The 19,463-nt window shown below is 71.4% G+C and carries 16 protein-coding genes and 1 tRNA gene; 8 read left to right on the top strand and 9 right to left on the bottom strand.

What is annotated here, in order from left to right:
* Positions 1 to 51 precede the first annotated feature (51 nt).
* From OVA21_RS16480 to OVA21_RS16465, 4 genes are all read right to left on the bottom strand, one after another.
* Positions 52 to 243 (bottom strand): hypothetical protein, encoded by a 192-nt coding sequence (locus tag OVA21_RS16480; protein ID WP_119192320.1) that lies wholly within the window; start codon positions 241 to 243, stop codon positions 52 to 54.
* Positions 240 to 1,802, bottom strand: a complete 1,563-nt coding sequence (locus OVA21_RS16475; protein WP_268092878.1) for a glycosyltransferase family 87 protein — start codon at positions 1,800 to 1,802, stop codon at positions 240 to 242. Before OVA21_RS16475 ends, OVA21_RS16480 begins: the two co-directional genes overlap by 4 nt.
* Positions 1,803 to 1,844: 42 nt before the next feature.
* Positions 1,845 to 4,145 (bottom strand): transglycosylase domain-containing protein, encoded by a 2,301-nt coding sequence (locus OVA21_RS16470; protein ID WP_268092877.1) that lies wholly within the window; start codon positions 4,143 to 4,145, stop codon positions 1,845 to 1,847.
* 130 nt (positions 4,146 to 4,275) lie between these two features.
* Positions 4,276 to 4,764 (bottom strand): DUF5318 family protein, encoded by a 489-nt coding sequence (locus OVA21_RS16465; protein ID WP_119192303.1) that lies wholly within the window; start codon positions 4,762 to 4,764, stop codon positions 4,276 to 4,278.
* 188 nt (positions 4,765 to 4,952) lie between these two features.
* On the opposite strand from OVA21_RS16465, the gene OVA21_RS16460 reads away from it, so the two are divergent.
* The 5 genes from OVA21_RS16460 to OVA21_RS16440 all read left to right on the top strand — a co-directional run bounded on the left by OVA21_RS16460 (position 4,953) and on the right by OVA21_RS16440 (position 8,170).
* The gene (locus OVA21_RS16460; RefSeq protein WP_096906350.1) at positions 4,953 to 5,504 is read left to right on the top strand and encodes a PadR family transcriptional regulator; all 552 of its coding nucleotides are present in this window, start codon (positions 4,953 to 4,955) and stop codon (positions 5,502 to 5,504) included.
* A complete protein-coding gene (locus OVA21_RS16455) occupies positions 5,501 to 6,589 on the top strand; it encodes an inositol-3-phosphate synthase (protein ID WP_067720034.1) in 1,089 nt (362 codons plus the stop codon). The genes OVA21_RS16460 and OVA21_RS16455 overlap by 4 nt, the downstream gene beginning before the upstream one ends.
* 21 nt (positions 6,590 to 6,610) lie before the next feature.
* Entirely contained in the window at positions 6,611 to 7,183 is a 573-nt protein-coding gene (locus OVA21_RS16450) for a hypothetical protein (RefSeq protein WP_132063498.1), read from the top strand.
* Between the two features lie 113 nt (positions 7,184 to 7,296).
* Complete coding sequence (locus tag OVA21_RS16445) at positions 7,297 to 7,965, top strand: HemK2/MTQ2 family protein methyltransferase (protein ID WP_182634823.1); 669 nt, start codon at positions 7,297 to 7,299, stop codon at positions 7,963 to 7,965.
* Between the two features lie 34 nt (positions 7,966 to 7,999).
* Positions 8,000 to 8,170, top strand: coding sequence for a CDGSH iron-sulfur domain-containing protein (locus OVA21_RS16440; protein WP_067720218.1), 171 nt, complete (start codon positions 8,000 to 8,002; stop codon positions 8,168 to 8,170).
* A gap of 157 nt (positions 8,171 to 8,327) precedes the next feature.
* Here the strand turns inward: OVA21_RS16440 and OVA21_RS16435 are convergent, their stop codons facing one another.
* A complete protein-coding gene (locus tag OVA21_RS16435) occupies positions 8,328 to 9,344 on the bottom strand; it encodes an iron-containing redox enzyme family protein (protein WP_067720039.1) in 1,017 nt (338 codons plus the stop codon).
* 9 nt (positions 9,345 to 9,353) lie between these two features.
* Complete coding sequence (locus OVA21_RS16430; protein ID WP_268092875.1) at positions 9,354 to 10,649, bottom strand: hypothetical protein; 1,296 nt, start codon at positions 10,647 to 10,649, stop codon at positions 9,354 to 9,356.
* 178 nt (positions 10,650 to 10,827) lie between these two features.
* Here OVA21_RS16430 and fdh point away from each other — a divergent pair, with 178 nt between their 5' ends.
* The 3 genes from fdh to nrfD are packed head-to-tail and all read left to right on the top strand — an operon-like array spanning position 10,828 to position 16,130.
* Positions 10,828 to 14,082 (top strand): formate dehydrogenase, encoded by a 3,255-nt coding sequence (fdh, locus tag OVA21_RS16425; protein ID WP_268093178.1) that lies wholly within the window; start codon positions 10,828 to 10,830, stop codon positions 14,080 to 14,082.
* Between the two features lie 3 nt (positions 14,083 to 14,085).
* Positions 14,086 to 15,054 carry a 4Fe-4S dicluster domain-containing protein gene (locus tag OVA21_RS16420; RefSeq protein WP_268092874.1) on the top strand — a complete coding sequence of 323 codons (969 nt, stop codon included), beginning with the start codon at positions 14,086 to 14,088 and terminating at the stop codon, positions 15,052 to 15,054.
* Positions 15,054 to 16,130, top strand: a complete 1,077-nt coding sequence (gene nrfD / locus OVA21_RS16415) for an NrfD/PsrC family molybdoenzyme membrane anchor subunit (protein WP_268092873.1) — start codon at positions 15,054 to 15,056, stop codon at positions 16,128 to 16,130. The genes OVA21_RS16420 and nrfD overlap by 1 nt, the downstream gene beginning before the upstream one ends.
* A 71-nt stretch (positions 16,131 to 16,201) precedes the next feature.
* Here nrfD and selB read toward each other — a convergent pair whose 3' ends face one another.
* From selB to OVA21_RS16400, 3 genes are all read right to left on the bottom strand, one after another.
* Positions 16,202 to 17,965 (bottom strand): selenocysteine-specific translation elongation factor, encoded by a 1,764-nt coding sequence (selB, locus tag OVA21_RS16410; protein ID WP_268092872.1) that lies wholly within the window; start codon positions 17,963 to 17,965, stop codon positions 16,202 to 16,204.
* The gene (selA, locus tag OVA21_RS16405) at positions 17,965 to 19,227 is read right to left on the bottom strand and encodes an L-seryl-tRNA(Sec) selenium transferase (RefSeq protein ID WP_268093177.1); all 1,263 of its coding nucleotides are present in this window, start codon (positions 19,225 to 19,227) and stop codon (positions 17,965 to 17,967) included. Before selA ends, selB begins: the two co-directional genes overlap by 1 nt.
* Positions 19,228 to 19,346: 119 nt before the next feature.
* A tRNA-Sec gene (locus OVA21_RS16400) sits at positions 19,347 to 19,442 on the bottom strand.
* Positions 19,443 to 19,463 lie beyond the last annotated feature (21 nt).

Below are 19,463 nucleotides of genomic sequence, written 5' to 3'. Positions count from 1 at the left end.
GCAGTGGGAGCGCCGGGCCGCTGACCGGGGGCGGGGGCGGTGCGGGGGCGGTCAGCCGTGTTGGAGGCCGATCGTCAACGCCTGCGTGACCGGGATGACGGTGAGGAACAGGAAGGCCGCCACCGTCCAGCCGATCCACACGGGCTGGCGCCACCCGGCCCGGTAGCCGCCGGCAGCGGTGACCATGCAGATGAAGCCGATCAGGATGCAGACGAACATCCAGATCATGGAGTTGGTGCTCATGGGGCGGCGTCCTCTTTCCGGGGGGCGTCGGCGGGGTCGCGCCTCGCGGGCGGGGCGACGACGAGGGGTTCGTCCGGGTCGGCGAGCACCCCGGCCAGCGGGTCCGGACCCTCGGGTGTGCCCTGGTGCGTCATGCGGACGCGGTCCAGGTGGGGGCGGTAGATCTCGAGGATGACCACTGCGCAGATCGCCACGACCAGCAGGTCGCGGACCAGGACGAGTGGGTGGAACACGTCCGCGCCGATCCCCTTGTTGTCGACGCCGTGGAAGTACGACATGTGCGCCACCCAGAGCAGGGCGTCGAACGCCATCCACGGCAGCAGGAGCCGCACGCGGGGGACGGCGAGCACCGCGAGGGGCACCAGCCAGAGCGAGTACTGCGGACTCCACACCTTGTTCGTGAGCAGGAAGAAGGCCACGATGAGGAACGCCAACTGCGCGACCCGGGGGGTGACGGGCGCAGTGAGTCCGATGACGAGCACCGCGATGCAGCCGAGCGCGAACAGCACCAACGACACCAGGTTGAGGGTCGCAGGGGCCTCCCCCGCCGCGCGGGCCGCGTCGAAGCCCTGCCACCCGGTGAGGGTCTGGATGACCGCGTAGATGCTCTCGGGATTGGCGGGCCTGTCCGAGTTGAGTCGGTAGAACTCCCGCCAGCCCTCGGGGAACGGGATCATGATCGGCAGGTTCACGGCCAGCCAGGCCACCACCGCCGCCGCGGCCGCCTTACCCAGCTCGGCGAAGCGCCGACGGCGCAGGGCCACCACCAGAAGTGCGCCGAACAGGAACAGCGGGTACAGCTTCGCCGCCACGCCCAGGCCCAGCACGACCCCGGCCCAGACCGGGCGCGAACGGGCCCACAGCAACAGCGCGACGGAGGCGAACGCGATCGCCATCAGGTCGTAGTTGGTGAAGGCCTGGAAGATGATGAGCGGGCTGGCCGCCATGAGCAGCGTGTCCCAGGGCCTGCGCCCCGCGGACTGGTAGGTGGCCCATACGGCGATCATCCACGCCAGCGCGAGCAGGACGCTGCCCAGGACGAAGTACTTGGCCACCTCGATGAGCCCGCCGGGGAAGACCGCGTGCCAGGCCTGGGCCGCCTGGGCCGTGACGTACTGGAACATCCCGGACAACACCGGGTACTCCATGTAGCGGACCTCGCCGTTGTCGGCGATCCACATGTACTTGTACGGGAAGGCGCCGGTGTCCAACCCCTCGGCCGAGTACAGCGGCAGCGGGTCCGCGTAACACGCCTTGTAGTACTGGCGGCCGTCCCAGTTGAGGCCCGGCTGCGAACCGTCGGTGGGGTGGGTGGTCTCCAGGCAGGCGGACTTGGAGAAGAACCCGAACGCCAGGAAGATCACGGCGAACAGCATGATCACGCGCAGCGGCGTCCAGAACCGTTGACGACCGACCACCGCGTGACGACCGACCGGCCCACCCCACGCCGCGATGGCCTCCGCGCCGACCCCGTCACCGGGGCGGACCCGCTCGTGCGGCTCCAGGGAGCGGAGGTCGTCGACGAGCGGCAGCGGGGAGATACGGCCGTTGCTCTGCACGATCACACCCTAGCGGCGGGGGCGGGGGCCGGTCGCCCGGGATCAGGCCCCGTCGTCCCCGCCGCCGTCTGCGCCACCTGTGCCTCCGTCTCCGCCGGTGCCGCCACCGGCATCAGCACCACCGCCGCCGGGGACAGGGGCGGGCTCGGGTGCGGGTGCCGGGGCGGGTGCGGGTGCCGGTGCGCCGGCCCCCGGGATGACGATCTCCGGCAGGCCGGGGACCTGGAGCGTGAGCGGGCCGGGGGCCTGGGGCGCCGGCGCGGGCTGGGCCGGGGCCGGGGCCTGACTGGGCTGGGGGTCGTACTCCTCGGTGCCGGCACCGGTGCCGGTCCCGCCCGTGGTGCCCGAGCCGCTACCGTAGGACTGCCCCTGGGACGCGCCGGCCTGGCCGCCGATGTACCCGGGTTCGGGGAAACTCTCCCACTCCGTGCCGGACAGGGCGCCGTCCATCGCGGACTTCCAGATGTCGGCGGGCAGCGACGCGCCGTACATGGTGCCGCCCCAGGCGTTGAGCAGCGGCTGGTTGTCATCGGTCCCCACCCAGACGGCCGTCGCGATCGACGGGGTGTAGCCGACGAACCAGGCGTCCTTGTTGTAGCCGGTCTCGCCGAGCTGGGTGGTGCCGGACTTCGAGGCCGAGGGCCGCCCGCCGGCCAGCGAGTGACCGTTCGAGTAGGCGGCGATGGGCTCCATCGCGGAGGTGAGGTTGTTGGCGACGTCGGGATCGACAACCTCTTCGCCCTCGACCGAGGAGTTGTCCAGCAGCACCTCGCCGTCGGCGGTCTCGACCCGCTCGATGAAGTGGGTCGGTCGGTGGACGCCCTCTGCGGCGAAGGTCGCCAGGCCGGTCGCCATGTCCCGCACGCGGATCGGGTACTGGCCCAGGATGAGGCCGTCGTAGGGATCCTCGCCCTGCTCGCTCAGCGTCTCCCACGGCAGACCCGGGATCTGCTTGGGGATGCCGGTGCGGTGGGCCATGTCGCGGACGTCGTTGGCCCCGTTGTCCAGCATGCGCTGGAGCCGGATGAACGAGGTGTTGAGCGACAGCAGCAACGCCTGGGAGATGGAGCACGAGCCACAGGACCGGCCGTCGACGTTGGTGACGGTGACGTTGCCGGTGGTCACCGGTGCGGACGAGATCTGGGTCCCCAGGCCGATGCCCTGATCGAGAGCGGCGGCGACGCCGAAGATCTTGAACGTCGAACCGGTCTGCAGGGGGGCGTTGGCGTAGTCCCAGCCCTCGGCCTCCTCGCCGCCGTAGTACCCGATCACGCCGCCCGTCTTGGGATTGATCGAGACGATGGCGGTCCGGTTCTCCGGCCTCTCGCCCTGCATGTTCGACCGGGCGGCGTCGACGACCGCCGACTGGGTCTGGGGGTCGATCGTCGTGGTGATCTTCAGGCCCCGCGTGTTGAGCATCTGCTCGTCGATCCCGGCGGCCGCGAGCTCGCCCAGCACCTGACGGCGGATGGGTCCGTTGCTCGGGTCGCCGACGTTCTGCTCGATCGCCTGCGGGTCTTCGACGACCTGAGGGAACGCCGCGTTGCCGCGCTGCTGGGCGTCGATCGCGCCCATCTCCCGCATCCCGTCCATGACGTAGTTCCAGCGGCCCTCGGCCGCGGCCCGGTTGTTGAGCGGGTCGAGGGCCGACGGGGACTGGATGACGCCGGCGAGCAGCGCGCCCTCCTCGATCGTGAGCGCCTCGACCGGCTTGTTGAAGTAGGCGGTGGACGCGGCGGCGATGCCGTAGGCGCCGCGGCCGAAGTAGATGGTGTTGAGGTACGCCTCGAGGATCTGGTCCTTGGACCACTCGTTCGTCATCTTGGCCGCGATGACGATCTCCTTGGCCTTGCGTTGGTACGTGGGGGCGTCGCCGACCATCGTGTTCTTGACGTACTGCTGGGTGATGGTCGAGCCACCGCCCGCACCGGCCTCGCCGGTGATCTGCCCGATCACCGCGCGACCGATGCCGGTGGGGTCGTACCCCTCGTTGGTGTAGAAACTGCGGTCCTCGGCGGCGATCACCGCGTTGCGCACGTGCACGGGGATCGCGTCGAGCTCGATGAGCGTGCGGTTGCCCTCCGGGGGCACGATACGACCGATCATCGTGGTGCCGTCGCTGGAGTAGATCTCGGAGATCTGTTCGGTGCGGACGCTGCCGGGGCTGGGGATCTCGGTGCGGTTGTACATCACCCCCGCGATGGCCAGGGGGATCACGAGGACGACGACGGCGAGGAGGATCACCGTCGTCCAGATCGGATGGCGACGGGCCCAGCCGCGCCGGTCCGAGCTGGTGCTCCGGCCCTCGTCGGCGGACCGGTTCGTCCTGCCATTCTGCGACATGTTCTACCCTCCTGCGAGCCGACCCGTCTGGCCCGGGAGTCCCCCGGTTGCGGTGCTCTGGCGACCATTGTGTACGAAATCGCGACCGATTCTGTACTCCTGAACCCGCGTCGGGCACTCCGGGCGGGCGTCAGCTGTGTCGGCGGAGCTCTCGCGCCGCTCGTCGCACGCGCTTTCCGGCACCCGGGGTGAGCCCCACCTCGTAGGAGAGGATGAGGTGGTTCCAGGAGCAGCTGCGGCACACCTCCACCACGTGGACGGTGAACCCGTCGTAGGTCAACGCGAGGTGTTCTATCTCGTCCTGACCGCGGGCCGACCCGGACGCCGGCCCCAGGTCGTCACCGAACACCCAGGAGACCTCCGTGAGGTTCTCCTTGCGGCACACCGGGCAGACCGTCTCCGTCTCCACGCCGTGGAAACCGGCGGCCCGTAGGAGGTAGACGTCCGCGTCGCACACCTCGCGCAGCGAGAGCGCGCCCTCGCGCAGGCCCCCCAGGACACCGCGGCGGCGCAGGGCGAAGTCCACCACCCGTCGACGCTGGAGCGCCGCACGGCCGGTGGGGTCCTCGGGCCCCGGCGCGGGGCCGGGTCGCGGGGAGCGGGAGTCGGCCTGGTCCACGTCCTCCAGCCTACGGCCCCCGCCGCGGGCCCGAGCCCGAGCGAGCCGCAGAGCGCGCCGACACGTCGGGCCGATGTCACCGCTCGGTATATCGGCTCGATACATCAGCAGGTGTACAGTGTGAATCCGTCGCATGACGCACGGCGCGCGACGCGCACAGGCACGATTCGCGGGAAGGGGGAGGTGGAGTGCTCGAACTGGCAATCCTGGGTCTGCTCGACGAGCGGCCGATGCACGGCTACGAGCTGCGCAAGCGACTCTCCGAGATGCTCGGGACGGTCCGGACCGTGTCCTTCGGCTCCCTCTACCCCACACTGCGCCGCCTCCAGCAGCAGGGCGACATCGTCGAGGACTCCTCGGCCGCCACCGCCACCAGGCCGCCCGCCACCACGCGGCGCGGGCGCAAGACCTACCGCATCACCACCCGCGGCAAGGGGACGTTGGCGGCCCTGCTCGACGAGCCGGTGACGGCGTCGTTCGCCGACGACGGTTTCGGCGTCCACCTCGCGTTCTTCGACCGCACTCCCGGGCCCGCCCGGGTGCGCCTTCTCGAGGGTCGGCGTCGGGTGCTGGAGGAGCGTCGCGAGAGCCAACGCGACGCCGCCACCCGCGCCGGACCCACCGAACTGCGCTACGCCCGGCAACTCACGTTGCTCGGGCTGGAGACCAGCGAGCGCGAGCTGCGCTGGATCAATGAACTCATCCGGACAGAGAACCCATCACAAGGAGATCCCCAATGACCGACAAGAAGGTGCGCGTCGCGATCGTCGGCGTCGGCAACTGCGCGTCCTCGCTCGTGCAGGGCGTCGAGTTCTACGCCGGCGCCGCGATCGACCAGACCGTCCCCGGACTCATGCACGTCAAGTTCGGCGACTACCACGTGGGCGACGTCGAGTTCGTCGCCGCGTTCGACGTGGACGGCAAGAAGGTCGGCATGGACCTCGCCGAGGCGATCAACGCCTCCGAGAACAACACCCTGAAGCTCTGCGACGTGCCGCCGACCGGCGTCACCGTGCAGCGCGGACCCACCCTCGACGGCCTGGGCAAGTACTACCGCGAGACCATCGAGGAGTCCGCCGCCGAGCCCGTCGACATCGTGCAGGCCCTGCGTGACGCCGAGGTCGACGTCGTGGTCAGCTACCTGCCCGTCGGTTCGGAAGAGGCCGACAAGTTCTACGCGCAGTGCTGCATCGACGCGGGCGTCGCGTTCGTCAACGCCCTGCCCGTGTTCATCGCCTCCGACCCGGAGTGGGCCGAGAAGTTCCGCAGCGCCGGCGTCCCGATCGTCGGCGACGACATCAAGAGCCAGGTCGGTGCCACCATCACCCACCGCGTTATGGCCAAGCTCTTCGAGGACCGCGGCGTCGCGCTGGACCGCACGTACCAGCTCAACGTCGGCGGCAACATGGACTTCAAGAACATGCTCGAGCGTGACCGCCTGGAGTCCAAGAAGGTCTCCAAGACCCAGGCCGTGACCTCCAACCTGGAGGGGTCGCTCAAGGACAAGATCCACGACCGCAACGTCCACATCGGCCCCTCCGACTACGTGGAGTGGCTCGACGACCGCAAGTGGGCGTACGTTCGTCTCGAGGGACGCGCGTTCGGTGACGCCCCGATCAACCTCGAGTACAAGCTCGAGGTGTGGGACTCCCCCAACTCGGCGGGCATCATCATCGACGCCGTCCGCGCGGCCAAGATCGCCAAGGACCGCGGCATCGGGGGACCGATCCTGCCCGCCTCGGCGTACCTGATGAAGTCGCCGCCGGAGCAGATGGCGGACGACAAGGCCCGCGCCGAGCTCGAGGCCTTCATCATCGGGGCCTGACCAGCGCAGCAGAAGGATCGTATGAACACAGCGACGAACCACCCGCACACCACCCCGGGGCGTCGTCGTGTCCCGGCCGTCATCGCACTCGCGATGGCGGCCGGTGTCGCACTCTCGGCCTGTTCCGCCGACACCGCGGACGACTCCGCCACCTCGCCGACGACGCGGCCCGACACCTCGTCGTCGTCGTCATCCTCGACTCCCGCCCCCACCACCACGGCCCCCGACACCGCGCAGCCCGTCTCCGTGCCCCCCGCGCCGGCACCGCCGGTCTCCCCCGCCCCCGCGCCCCGACTGCCCGCCAACGTCGTCGGCACCGGTGGGCCCTGCCAGATGCTCGGCGAGGTCGCCCAGGCCGAGGACGGTTCGGCCCTGTTCTGCACCGAGGACCCCGGGGGCGCCGGCCCCCTGTGGCTGCCGCAGGGCGGCACGGGTGGGACCGGCGGGGCCGCGGTCGCGGACGCCACCGGACAGGCACGACCCGGCGGACCGTGCGCCCAGGAGGGCCTCGCGGTCACCTCCGCCGACGGCGACGTGCTCACCTGCCGTCTCACCGGCGGCGGCGACGTCCCCGGCGGCCTCTACTGGCAGTAGGCCCCCCGGGGCGCCGGCCCGGCCGGGCCCGACGGGACCGCATCCGGTTGCAGGTGGGGCGCTTCGCCGATTGACTGGACAACATCTGTCCCGAAGATCAACCGGAGGCCCCGATGACCCAGACCCGGTTCACCCATATCGAGGTCGACGACGGTGTCTACGCGCCCCAGGACGACTCCTGGCTCATCTGTGAGGCGCTCGACCAGTGCGATCTGGTCGCCGGGCGGCGTGTCCTCGACATCTGTACAGGCAGCGGCATCCTCGCCATCGAGACCGCGCTCAAGGGCGCCAGGGAGGTGCTCGCCTACGACATCTCCCCCGCCGCCGTCGCGTGCGCGTCCCGCAACGCCGAGCGGGCCGGGGTGCAGGTGGACGTCCGGCTCGGCACCCTCGACGACGCCCGCCGGGCCGGCCCCTACGACGTGGTGGTCTCCAACCCGCCGTACGTCCCGTCCGACGTCCCGCTCGAGGGCACCGGACCCAACCGGGCGTGGGACGCCGGCGCCAACGGCCGCGTGGTGCTGGACCAGCTGTGCGACCTCGCCCCGGACCTGGTCTCGCCCGGCGGGAGCATGATGATCGTGCACTCGGAGTTCTCGGACCCCCCGCAGACCATCCGCAAGCTCGAGCAGTCGGGATTCACCGCGCGGACCGTCGCCACCCGCGTCGTGGACTTCGGTCCCGTCATGACCTCGTACGCCGAGCGACTCGAGGCCGCCGGCCTGCTCGAGCCCGGTCGCCGCGAGGAGGAGCTGGTGGTGATCCGCGTTGACCGCGTCTGACGCCCGGCGGGTGCGGATCGTGCCCGGGGGACCGATGCTCATCGAGGGCCCGGTCGACATGACGACGCCCGACGGCGAGCGCGTGTGCTCGGACCGCTTCATGGTGGCCGTGTGCACGTGTCGGCGCAGCAAGACCTACCCGTTGTGCGACACGAGCCACCGCCGCAAGGTCCGGGCAACCGACCCGGCCCGCGACGACGACTGAGCGCGGCCCCGGGGCGGCGGCGGACCCCTTCCCGCGAATCCGCTACCCGGAATCAGGATCTGCTACCCCGATGCGCATAGCGAATCCCGATTCGGAGTAGCGGATCTTCCCGGGGCGGTGGGACGGGCGGCTCGCCGGGAGAGTGGCCGGGAGAGTGTCAGGGCAGGAGCGAGGACTCGCCGCGCTTCCACGCGGCGAGCATCTTCTCCGCGGCCAGGTCGTCGAGATAGTCCAGCGCGCGCATACCGAACACCACGTCGGCGGCCAGTTCCGGCTCACGGCGCACCAGATCGCCCACGACGTCGTGCCGCATGACCTGCTCATGGACCGCATCGGCCTCCACGTGCTCGGCGTAGAAGTGGACGCACTCCTCGGGAGCGCCCAGCCGACGCAGTCCGGCCACCAGGCGGGCCGATCCCGGCGACGAGGTGATCTCGATGGCCGCGAAATGGCCGATCGCCGCGCCCCGCAGTGACCGGTGCAGGCCGAACATCGACATGAGGTTGACCGTCGCCAGCGTCTCTGCCGACACCCGGTCGAGGTAACCGAGGTAGGTCGGGTCCAGCTCGGCGGCGCTCATGAGGTCGGCCCACAACCGCTGGTGCACGCGCTCACCCCGCCCACCACCGAACTCGTCGAACTCCACCGCGACGAACGAGGCCTTGGCCTGACCCTGCAGACGCGGGATCGTGAACGCGTGCGGGTCACCCTCCTTGAGGTGGTACAGGGACCGGTGGGCGAAGTACTCGCGCAGCTGGTCCCACGACCCCTCGTCCTTGAAGTACCAGGACGGTCCGGTGCCGGAGGTCGCCTCGACCGACAGTGCGTCCATCTCGGCCACGGGGTCGTCGCCGGGCTCGACGGCCGACCGCAGGTGCCCGAGGAAGACCCGCTCGAGGTCCCGCCGCAGCCGCAGCACCTCCGGCTCCCACTCCAGCTCCGCGTCGACCCCGTCGAAGCCCCGGTAGTGCAGCTCGTACAACGTGTACAGGGCGAGCTGAAGGTCCCGGCCCAGCGGATCGGTGTCCGCCGGTACCGGCGGCAGGTCCTGCACGGCGCCAGACGACAACGCCGCGACGACCGCCTCGGACAGCGGACCACAGGCGACGGGAAGCGACGGCGCGGTCGTGGCGGAGTCCTGCGCGGGGGCGGCGTCGATCGGTGCAGCTGTCATATCCCTTGTCTACCCCCTCGGCCGGTCGTCCTCCACCTCGCGCGGCCCCCCGTCGCGGGAGCTCCGGTTCCCGTTGCCGCTCTCGCCGTCGTCGTCGTTGTTCTCGCTGTCGCTGTTGTTCTCGCTGCTGTCGTTCTCGCCGTCGTGGTCGTTGTCGTTCTCGCCGTCGTGGTCGTTGTCGTCCTCGCCGTCGTGGTCGTTGTCGTCCTCGCCGTGTTCGCGCTCGATCCGCTCCTGCTCCTCCTGCTCCTCGCTGTCGCCGTCGCCGCTCTGGTAGCTGTCGAACATCTTGCGGCGCTCGTGCCAGCGCAGGCTGTAGGTGGCTTCGCGGACGGCGTCCTCGTCGTCGAAGTTCGACCCGAGCGCCCCGGCGAAGGCGCCCAGACAACTGGACAGCCAGGCCAGGTGGACGTAGTCCCAGACTGAGACGGGCCGCTCGAGCTGCGTCTCGAGGTATCCGGCGTCCATCACGGCGATCGCCAGCACGAACATGGCGACCAGCAGGCCGAGGTACATGATGCCGACGCCGGTACCGACCGTCAGGACCGTGGCCGCGTTGTCCATCCGCCGGCTGCTCGCCGTGAGCCCGTCATCCGGGCGGGTCCACAGGCCGTTGCGGAGGATGAGCCACACCACCAGGGTGAGCACGCCCATCACGCTGATCAGCAGCAGCCGGAGCGGATGCAACGCCACCGCGAGCGAGGCGATACTCCCGTAGAAGATGCCGAAGGCGCCGGTCCCCGCTCCGGCGGCCACGACACCGGTCAGCGCCGTCATCATCCGGGTCGGCCGGTTGTTGCGCACCATCCCCGTCAGCAACCGGGCCTTGTTGAGGAAGCCTCGGCAGCGCTCGGGGGGCAGGTCGTCCGTCGCGGGTGCGCCCAGCCCACTCTGGTGGGTGCCCGCGCGCACCAGCTTGAGGGCGAGCTTGCGTACCTTCGAACGCACTCTGACGACGCCGAAAACCGGGATACACACCAGTGCCGCGGTGGTCGAACCGCTCACGTCGTAGAGCAGCGGGTCCCCGTCGGAACGGGTGGCGAGGTCCGTCAGATAGAGCACGAAGTCCCAGTCGTGTTCCTGCAGCAGCCGGGGGGCGTGCTCGGTGAGCCGGATCTCGCCGTCCGGTCCGAGCGGGAGGGTCTCCTGGTCGACCTCCACCCGCCACCGACCCCCGAGTTCGCTGGACAGGTCGTCCGCGAGATCGTCCGCGATCGCCACCGCGACCCTCCGGGGCACGCCCGGATCGGCCATGAGACCGACGGTCGCCCACACCTCGTCCTCGTTCCAAGTCTGCTCGTCCACCCCACCATCATGGACCCGGGAGAGGATTCGCCAAATCGGTTGCGAAGGGCATTGTGCTGGCGTTACATGGGACGGAACCCACGTGGTGCGGACAGGAGAACGGGAGGTGACGATGTCGGAACAGGCGAGGTCGGAACACCAGCCCGACCCCGGCCGGCCGCGCGCGTCGCGGCCGGAACTGGGCCGACGCGGTTCACCGCTGAACTGGCCCGTCTGGCGGCAGTTCAGCGGAAACGATCTGCTCGGTCGCGGCTCCGCGACCCGTTCCCGGCGTTCACTCGAGATCACCCCCCGCACCACCACCGCCGACAAGGTGGTCAAGAGCGTCTGCCCGTTCTGTGCGGTCGGGTGCGCCCAGGACGTCTACGTCTCCGATGGCAAGGTCACCCAGATCGAGGGTGACGACGACAGCCCCATCTCCCGCGGCCGTCTGTGCCCGAAGGGTTCGGCGAGCAAGCAGCTCGTGACCAACCCGGACCGCATCACCACGGTGCTCCACCGCAAGCCGCACGCGACCGAGTGGGAGGAACTCGACCTCGACACGGCACTGGAGATGGTCGCCGACCGCGTGCTGGAGTCGCGGAAGGAGTTCTGGGAGGAGACGGACTCGAACGGTGACACCGTCCAGCGTACCCGGGGTCTCGCCAGCCTGGGCGGGGCGACGCTGGACAACGAGGAAAACTACCTCATGAAGAAGCTGTACACGGCGCTCGGCGCCATCGAGGTGGAGAACCAGGCGCGCATTTGACACTCCTCCACCGTTCCCGGTCTGGGAACCTCATTCGGGCGTGGTGGTGCCACGAACTACCAGCAGGACCTCGCGAACGCCGACTGCATCGTCATCCAGGGTTCCAACATGGCCGAGGCGCACCCGGTGGGGTTCCAGTGGGTCATGGAGGCCAAGCGCCGTGGCGCCACGATCATCCACGTCGACCCCCGGTTCACGCGCACCAGTGCGCTCGCTGACCAGCACGTACCCATCCGTGCGGGGTCGGATATCGCGTTCCTCGGCGGGCTGATCAACTACGTCCTGACCAACGACGCCTGGTTCTCGGAGTACGTGCTGGCCTACACCAACGCGTCGACGATCATCGGCGAGGACTTCGAGGACACCGAGGACCTCGCGGGCCTGTTCTCCGGCTTCGACGCCGATGACCGGACCTACGACCTGGAGTCCTGGCAGTACGCGGGTGCCCAGAACGACATGCCCGACGAGGGCCGCGACGACGACGATGCCGAGGACGAGGCCTCCGAGACCCCCGGCGCCGCCGGCGCCCGCGCGTCGGACACGACCGAGGATCCCCTGCGCGACGAGACCCTGCAGCACCCGCACTGCGTCTTCCAGATCCTCAAACGGCACTTCAGTCGCTACACGCCGGAAATGGTCGAGCGGACCTGCGGCGTCGCTGCCGACGACTTCCTCCGCGTCGCCCGTGCGCTGACCGAGAACTCGGGACGGGAACGCACCACCGCGTTCTGTTACGCCGTCGGCTGGACCCAGCACACCGTGGGAGTGCAGTACATTCGCACGGCCGCGATCCTCCAGCTGTTGCTCGGCAACATCGGGCGCCCCGGTGGCGGAATCATGGCGCTGCGCGGCCACGCCAGCATCCAGGGCTCCACCGACATCCCGACGCTGTACGACCTCATGCCCGGGTACCTACCCACGCCGAACGCCGGCGAGCAACCGGACCTGGACAGTTACATCGGCACTGACGACGTGGCGCAGGGTTTCTGGGGCCACATGCGCTCGTACACCGTCAGCCTGCTCAAGGCCTGGTGGGGCGACGCCGCCACCGCGGACAACGACTTCGCCTACGACTACCTGCCCAAGCTCACGGGCAAGCACGACTCGACCGTCACGGTGCAGCGGCAGATCAACGAAGGCGGCGGCGGGTACTTCCTCGTAGGCGAGAACCCCGCCGTGGGCACCGCCAACGGGCGGATGCAGCGCGCCGGGCTGGCCAACCTCGACTGGCTGGTCGTCCGCGACCTCGTGATGATCGAGAGCGCCGACTTCTGGCGCAGGGGCCCGGAGATCGAGACCGGCGAGATGCGCCCGGAGGACATCGGCACCGAGGTCTTCTTCTTCCCGGCCGCCAACCACGTGGAGAAGAAGGGCACGTTCACCAACACGCAGCGGTTGCTGCAGTGGCGACACCAGGCCGTCGAGCCACCGGGGGACGCGCGCAGTGAACTGTGGTTCTACTACCACCTCGGACGCCGTCTGAAGGAGAAGCTGGCCGACTCCACCGACCCCCGAGACCGGCCGCTACTGGATTTGACCTGGGACTACCCGATGGAGCCGGGCTCGGACGACGAACCCGACGCCGAGGCCGTGCTGGCCGAGATCAACGGCCGCGGCGAGGACGGCGAACCCCTGTCGACGTTCACCCAGCTCAAGCCGGACGGCTCGACCTCGTGCGGGTGTTGGATCTACTGCGGCGTCTACGCCGACGGCGTCAACCAGGCCGCGCGGCGCAGGTCCCGCCACGAGCAGGGCCCGGTGGCCCCGGAGTGGGGTTGGGCCTGGCCGGCGAACCGTCGCATCCTCTACAACCGTGCCTCCGCCGACCCGGAGGGGCGGCCCTGGAGCGAACGCAAGGCACTCATCAGCTGGGATCCGGACGCCGCCGACGGCGCCGGCCGATGGGTGGGCGAGGACGTGCCCGACTTCGAGGCCGACAAGGCGCCCGATTACACCCCGCCCGAGGGGGCGGTGGCGCAGGACGCCATCGGTGGGGCGCAGCCGTTCATCATGCAGGACGACGGCCGCGGGTGGCTCTATGCGCCGCGCGGACTGGCCGACGGTCCGCTGCCGGCGCACTACGAGCCGCCGGAGTCGCCCGTGGCGAACCCGATCTACCCGGGTCACGACGCCAATCCCGCCCGCGCGATACGCCCCGGTCGGTACAACGAGACCCAGCCGGGCCACGGGGAGCCGGGCAGCGAGGTGTTCCCGTTCGTGTTCACCACCTACCGCCTGACCGAGCACCACACGGCGGGCGCGATGAGTCGGACGTTGCCCTACCTGTCGGAACTGCAGCCGGAGTTCTTCTGCGAGATCAGCCCCGAGCTGGCGCGGGAGCGGGGCCTGGTCAACGGGGGCTGGGCGACGATCGTCACCTCCCGCTCCGCGATCGAGGCGCGGGTCCTCGTGACCAGGCGGATGACGCCGCTGCTCATCGACGGTCGCACCCTGCACCAGATCGGGCTGCCCTATCACTGGGGCGGCAACGGCGTGAGCATCGGCGACCCGGCGAACGACCTGCTCGCCCAGTCCCTCGATCCCAACGTGTCCATTCCCGCGACCAAGGCCACGAGCTGTGACATCGTCGCGGGACGACGGCCGCGTGGACCGGCACTGCTGGAGTTCGTCGAGGGCTACCGCCGGCGCGCGGGAGTCATCACCGAACCGGGAACGGAGAGCTGAATCATGTCCGCCTTCCTGTCCGATCTCGGGCGGTCCTTCTTCGGGGACATCGACCCCGCCGAGGACAACGGCTACGCCGACCCGCCGCCGCGCAAGGGCTTCTTCACCGACACCAGCGTGTGCATCGGCTGCAAGGCCTGCGAGGTGGCGTGCAAGGAGTGGAACCTCATCCCCTCCGACAGCCTCGAGCTCACCGGCATGTCCTACGACAACACCCAGGCGCTGGGCGCCTCGACGTGGCGGCACGTCGCGTTCATCGAGCAGGAGGTGCCGGCCCGGTCCGGGGCGCACGCCGCGCCGGCCCCCGCGGCGCCCGCGCCCGTCGATCTGGGCATGCCGGCCCCGACGTTGCCCGGTGAGTCCCCCGACGCCGGCGAGCCCACGGACTTCCGGTGGCTCATGGAGTCGGACGTGTGCAAGCACTGCACGCACGCCGCCTGCGTGGACGTCTGCCCAACGGGGGCGCTCATGCACACCGAGTTCGGCACCGTCGTGGTGCAGAGCGACATCTGCAACGGCTGTGGCTACTGCGTGAGCGCGTGCCCGTACGGCGTGATCGAGCGCCGCTCGGGCCCTGCGGGCGACCCCGCCGTGGGCATCGCCCAGAAGTGCACGCTCTGCTACGACCGGCTCACCGAGGGCCAGACCCCCGCCTGTGCCAAGGCGTGCCCCACGGAGTCGATCCAGTTCGGTGACCTCGACGAACTCCGCGAGCGCGCTGCCGGCCGCCTGGACCAGCTGGTCGAGGCGGGCGAGCCGAACGCCCAGCTCTACGGGCACGACTCGAACAACGGAGTCGGCGGCACGGGCGCGTTCTTCATCCTGCTGGACGACCCGGAGGTGTACGGACTGCCGCCGGATCCGGTGGTGACGACCCGGTTCGTGGGGAAGATGTGGCAGCAGGCCGCTCTGGCCGCCGTGACGCTGCTCGGCGGCGCGGTGGCCGCCTTCGCCGTGGGAGGCGGGGCCTGATGAGCGACGGCGACGGGGCCGACCACAACCGGGCCGACGACGACGAGGTGGGCATCCCCGGAGGACCGGGGCAGCAGACCCGGACCCGCCGAAAGGGCAAGGGGGGCCGCGAGCAGCTCGTGGTGCCCCCCGCGGAATTCCGCTCGTACTACGGCACACCGATCGTCAAGGCCCCGCCGTGGGAGTACGACATCGCGGCCTACCTCTTCCTCGGCGGCCTGGCCGGTGGCTCCTCACTGCTCGCCGCCGGGGCCGACCTGGCGGGCCTGCCGAGCCAGCGCCGCTCCGCGCGGATCGTCGCTCTCGGCGGAATCACCGGCAGCCTGTACTACCTGGTCCGCGACCTGGGGCGCCCGGAGCGGTTCCACCACATGCTGCGGGTGCTCAAGCTGACCTCCCCGATGAGCGTGGGCACCTGGCTCCTGTCGGCGTACGGCCCGTTCGTGGGTCTGGCCCTGGGGCAGGAGATCGTGCCGCTGCTGCCCGCCCGCCTCGCGCATCGCCTGCCCACCGACCTCATCACCCGCGCCTCGCGACCGGCCGGGATCGTCGCCGCCCTCGTGGCGCCGGCGGTCGCCTCGTACACGGCGGTACTGCTCACCGACACCGCCGCCCCCAGCTGGAGCGCCGCCCGCCGGGAGCTGCCGTTCGTGTTCGTGGGCAGCGCCGCGGCCGCGTCCGGCGGGGTCGGGCTGCTGCTCAATCCGCTCCACGAGACGGGCCCCGCCCGGCGGCTGGCCGTGGGCGGCGCGACGCTCGAACTCGCCGCCGACCGGATCATGCAGCAGTCGATGGGCATCACCGCCGAACCGCTCCACGAGGGCCGGGCCGGGGCGTACCACCGCGCCGCCCAGATCCTCACCACCGCCGGCGCGGTGGGCGCCGTGCTCGGGCGACGCAACCGCGCGCTGTCCGCGGTCGCGGGCCTCGCGCTGGCGGCGGGGTCGGCGTGCACCCGGTGGGCGGTGTTCCACGCCGGGATGGCGTCGACGAAGGACCCGAAGTACGTGGTCATCCCCCAGCGCGAGCGGCGTGACGCCCGCGGTGGCGGGGAGGCCTACGCGGGCGAGCGGTAACCGGACCTCCCCGCGGGCTCGTCCGGCCGGCGGGGTCCGGGGCGGCCCGGCGTGGCAACCGACAGGTCGGGTCAGACAATGGCGTGGCCGTCGTCGCCCTCGCGGCGGGTGGGCCCGCGTTTGGCGAGCACCTCGAGCAGCGGCATCACCACACGCCTCGAGGTGTCGAGGTGGGTGCGCGCGCCGCTCGGGGTGAACGGCTGCGGTAGTTCACGGAGCCGCCGTACCGCCTCCCCGATCACGCCCGGGCCCAGCCACACGCCGGGTCCGACGCCGGTGACGAGTCCGGCCCGTTCGCAGGCGGCGAGCTCACGCGGTCCGAGGCCCAGCCCGGCCAACTCCCCGGCTGTCGGGGCGTCGAACGGCCCGACCCGGAACCGCTCGGCCAGGGTGTCCGCTGCCGCTCGGACCACCTGGGGCAGACCAGGTCCGTCCCCGGCGACCACCCGGCCCCCCTCCACCCGCAGCGAGGCCGCGGCCGGGTGATCGAGGACGGCCATGAGCAGGGATGCGTCGGGCAGCCCGAGCGCGCGGCGGGCGGCCTCGGTGGGCAGGCCCGGATCGAGCGGATCGGCGCGGTCGTGCTCGCGCACGGCCTCGACGAGGGTCTCGGCGAGGACGGCGACGCGCCCGGGGTCGATCAGCCACCCGCGGTGGGACTGGTCGCGGACCGGGATGGCGATCCCCCATGCGCGCAGGTCATCGACGTGGGCCACGCCGCGCCGACGCAGCTCCGAGGGCAGGTCGGGGCGCTCCGGTGTCGCCGCCAACTCCTCGGCGCGGTGGCGGGCCGCACCGCGGCGACGCAGCGCCGGCGGGGCGGGATCCAGCACGACGGCGCCCGCCGGGATACGGTCGGCTCCCGGCTCGCGCAGGATGAGTCGGTCCCCCACCCGCAGCGGCAGCGGGTCCGCGAGCGCGAGGCGGGCATGACCCTCGTCGAGGGGCCGCACGCGAGCGGCTGTCGAGGCGGATCCGATGTGCACCATCACCTGCTCCGGCAGCGCGTCCGTCCGCCCGTCGACGCGCACGTCGAGGGTCCCGACCGAGCGCCACCGTCGCGGGGTGACCAGAGTGCTACCCCGCGGGATCTCGTCCGCGGCGACCCCGCGCAGATTCACGGCGACCCGCGCCACCGCCGCCACCTCGTCGCGCCGGTGCCCGAGCGACTGCAGACCACGGACGGTGACCTGCGGCCCACTCGGCCCCAGCTCCAGCGTGTCCCCCGCCCGCACCGTGCCCGCGGGCAGCGTGCCGGTGACGACGGTGCCGGCTCCGCCGATGCTGAACGACCGGTCCACCCACAGCCGCACGTCGGCGCCGCGATCGGCCTCCGGCAGCAGCGTGCCCAGCCGGGCGAGCTCCCCGCGCAGCGCGTCCATCCCGGCGCCGGTGACGGCCGAGACGCACACCGCCGGTATGTCCGCCAGGGGTGTCCCGGCCATCGCGTCACGGGCCTCCGCCAGCGCGAGGTCCGGATCCAACAGGTCGCTGCGCGTGATGACGAGGACGCCGTGCTCGACGCGCAGCGCGGTGAGCGCGTCGAGGTGTTCGGCGGACTGTGGCATCCACCCGTCGTCGGCGGCCACGACGAACATCACCGCGGGCACCGGCCCGACCCCGGCCAGCATGGTGGGGACGAACCGCCGGTGGCCGGGCACGTCGACGAACGCGACCGTGCGGCCGTCGTCGAGGGTGGTCGAGGCGTACCCCAGACCGATGGTCAGGCCGCGGCGGCGTTCCTCGTCCCACCGGTCGGGCTCCTCGCCGGTGAGCGCGCGGACGAGCGTCGACTTCCCGTGATCGACGTGGCCGGCGGTGGCGACGACGAACATCAGGCGGGCGCCTCCGCCCGGAGCACGAGCCGCGCCAGCTCGTCGTCGTCCCCCGGCGGCACTGCACGCAGATCCAGGAGGCACCGGCCGTCGGTCACGCGCCCCAGGACGGCGGGGCGTCCCGCGCGCAACGTCTCGGCACAGCGCTCCGGCAGGGACACCGCGGCGCTCGAAAGGTCGACACCGGGCGCGCCCCCACCGCCGACGGCGGCGACGGACCGGACGGCCTCCGCATCCAGCCCCGCCGCGCGCAGTCGTGCGGCGATCCGCTCGGCCCGCGCCCGCAGCTCGGCGGGGTCGGCCTCGAGACCGGCGACGACGGGCGGACGCGGACCGCGCAGCGTCGCCTCGAGAGCGGCCAGCGTGAGCTTGTCGACGCGCAGCGCGCGGGCGAGCGGATGGCGGCGCAGGCGCTGCACGAGGGCGGCGTTGCCGGCCATGATCCCGGCCTGCGGGCCCCCGAGGAGCTTGTCGCCGCTGGACGTCACGAGGTCGACGCCCGCCGCCAGCGTCGTGGTCATGTCCGGTTCATCCGGAAGCGTGGGGTGGGGCGCGAGCAGCCCCGAGCCGATGTCCACCACCAGCGGCACCCCGAGGTCCCGCAGCTCGGCGGGCGGGACGGACGAGGTGAAGCCGCTCACCACGAAGTTGGAGGGGTGGACCTTGAGGACGAAGGCCGTGGTGTCGTCGATCGCACGCGAGTAGTCCTCGGCGTTGACCCGGTTGGTCGTGCCGACCTCCCGCAACCGGGTCCCCGTGGATTCCAGGAGCTCCGGCAGGCGGAACCCGTCGCCGATCTCCACCATCTCACCGCGCGCGATGACGATCGTCCGCCCCGGCCCGCCCAGCGCGGTCGCGGCGAGGGCCAGGGCGGCCGCGCCGTTGTTCACCACGTGGACGTCGCCCGCCGTGGGCACGGCGGCCCGCAGGGCGTCGAGGGCGCCGCGACCCCGCCTGCCCCGGCGACCCGTCGCCAGGTCCAGCTCCACGTCATTGGTGCCCGCGGCCTCGGCGAGCGCGCGCACGGCGGCATCCGACAGCGGCGCCCGACCGAGGTTGGTGTGCAGCAGGACGCCACTGGCGTTGAGGACGCGCGTCAGTGTCACAGGCGCGCCGGGCAGCGCGTCGAGCACCGCGTCGACGATCCCGGCGGGCGGGAGCGCTCCCGACCGGGCGCGGTCCTGCGCGCCCCGGATCTCGCCCTTGACCAGCTCGCGGCCCAGCCCGTCGACCGCCCCGGTGAGGCGCGAATCGCGGAGCAGGACGTCGGTGGACGGGATGAGGCGACGCGGATCGGGCGACGAAGGCCCCGACCCCTCGTGCGGCTGCTCGGTGATCGTCCGTTCCCCTTTTCGGATCGGTGCCGGTGACGGTGAGGTTGTGGCGGAGGCGGACGGGAATCGAACCCGCCTGACCGAGATACTCGGCCACGTCGGTTTTGAAGACCGCGGGGACCACCAGGTGCCCGGACGCCTCCCTGCCCCACGAGACTAGGCGG

The organism is Dietzia sp. SL131, from assembly GCF_026672565.1.
GTDB lineage: Bacteria > Actinomycetota > Actinomycetes > Mycobacteriales > Mycobacteriaceae > Dietzia > Dietzia kunjamensis.
Note: the sequence above shows the minus strand (reverse complement) of the source record. Positions and strands in the feature narration are given on the sequence as shown.

Coding starts and splice junctions, on each gene's coding strand:
- OVA21_RS16450 (WP_132063498.1), top strand. CDS start 6,611: ATGAACACAGCGACGAACCACCCGCACACCACCCCGGGGCGTCGTCGT.
- OVA21_RS16455 (WP_067720034.1), top strand. CDS start 5,501: ATGACCGACAAGAAGGTGCGCGTCGCGATCGTCGGCGTCGGCAACTGC.
- OVA21_RS16470 (WP_268092877.1), bottom strand. CDS start 4,145: ATGTCGCAGAATGGCAGGACGAACCGGTCCGCCGACGAGGGCCGGAGC.
- OVA21_RS16420 (WP_268092874.1), top strand. CDS start 14,086: ATGTCCGCCTTCCTGTCCGATCTCGGGCGGTCCTTCTTCGGGGACATC.
- OVA21_RS16435 (WP_067720039.1), bottom strand. CDS start 9,344: ATGACAGCTGCACCGATCGACGCCGCCCCCGCGCAGGACTCCGCCACG.
- OVA21_RS16480 (WP_119192320.1), bottom strand. CDS start 243: ATGAGCACCAACTCCATGATCTGGATGTTCGTCTGCATCCTGATCGGC.
- OVA21_RS16440 (WP_067720218.1), top strand. CDS start 8,000: ATGCTCATCGAGGGCCCGGTCGACATGACGACGCCCGACGGCGAGCGC.
- selB (WP_268092872.1), bottom strand. CDS start 17,965: ATGTTCGTCGTCGCCACCGCCGGCCACGTCGATCACGGGAAGTCGACG.
- OVA21_RS16445 (WP_182634823.1), top strand. CDS start 7,297: ATGACCCAGACCCGGTTCACCCATATCGAGGTCGACGACGGTGTCTAC.
- nrfD (WP_268092873.1), top strand. CDS start 15,054: ATGAGCGACGGCGACGGGGCCGACCACAACCGGGCCGACGACGACGAG.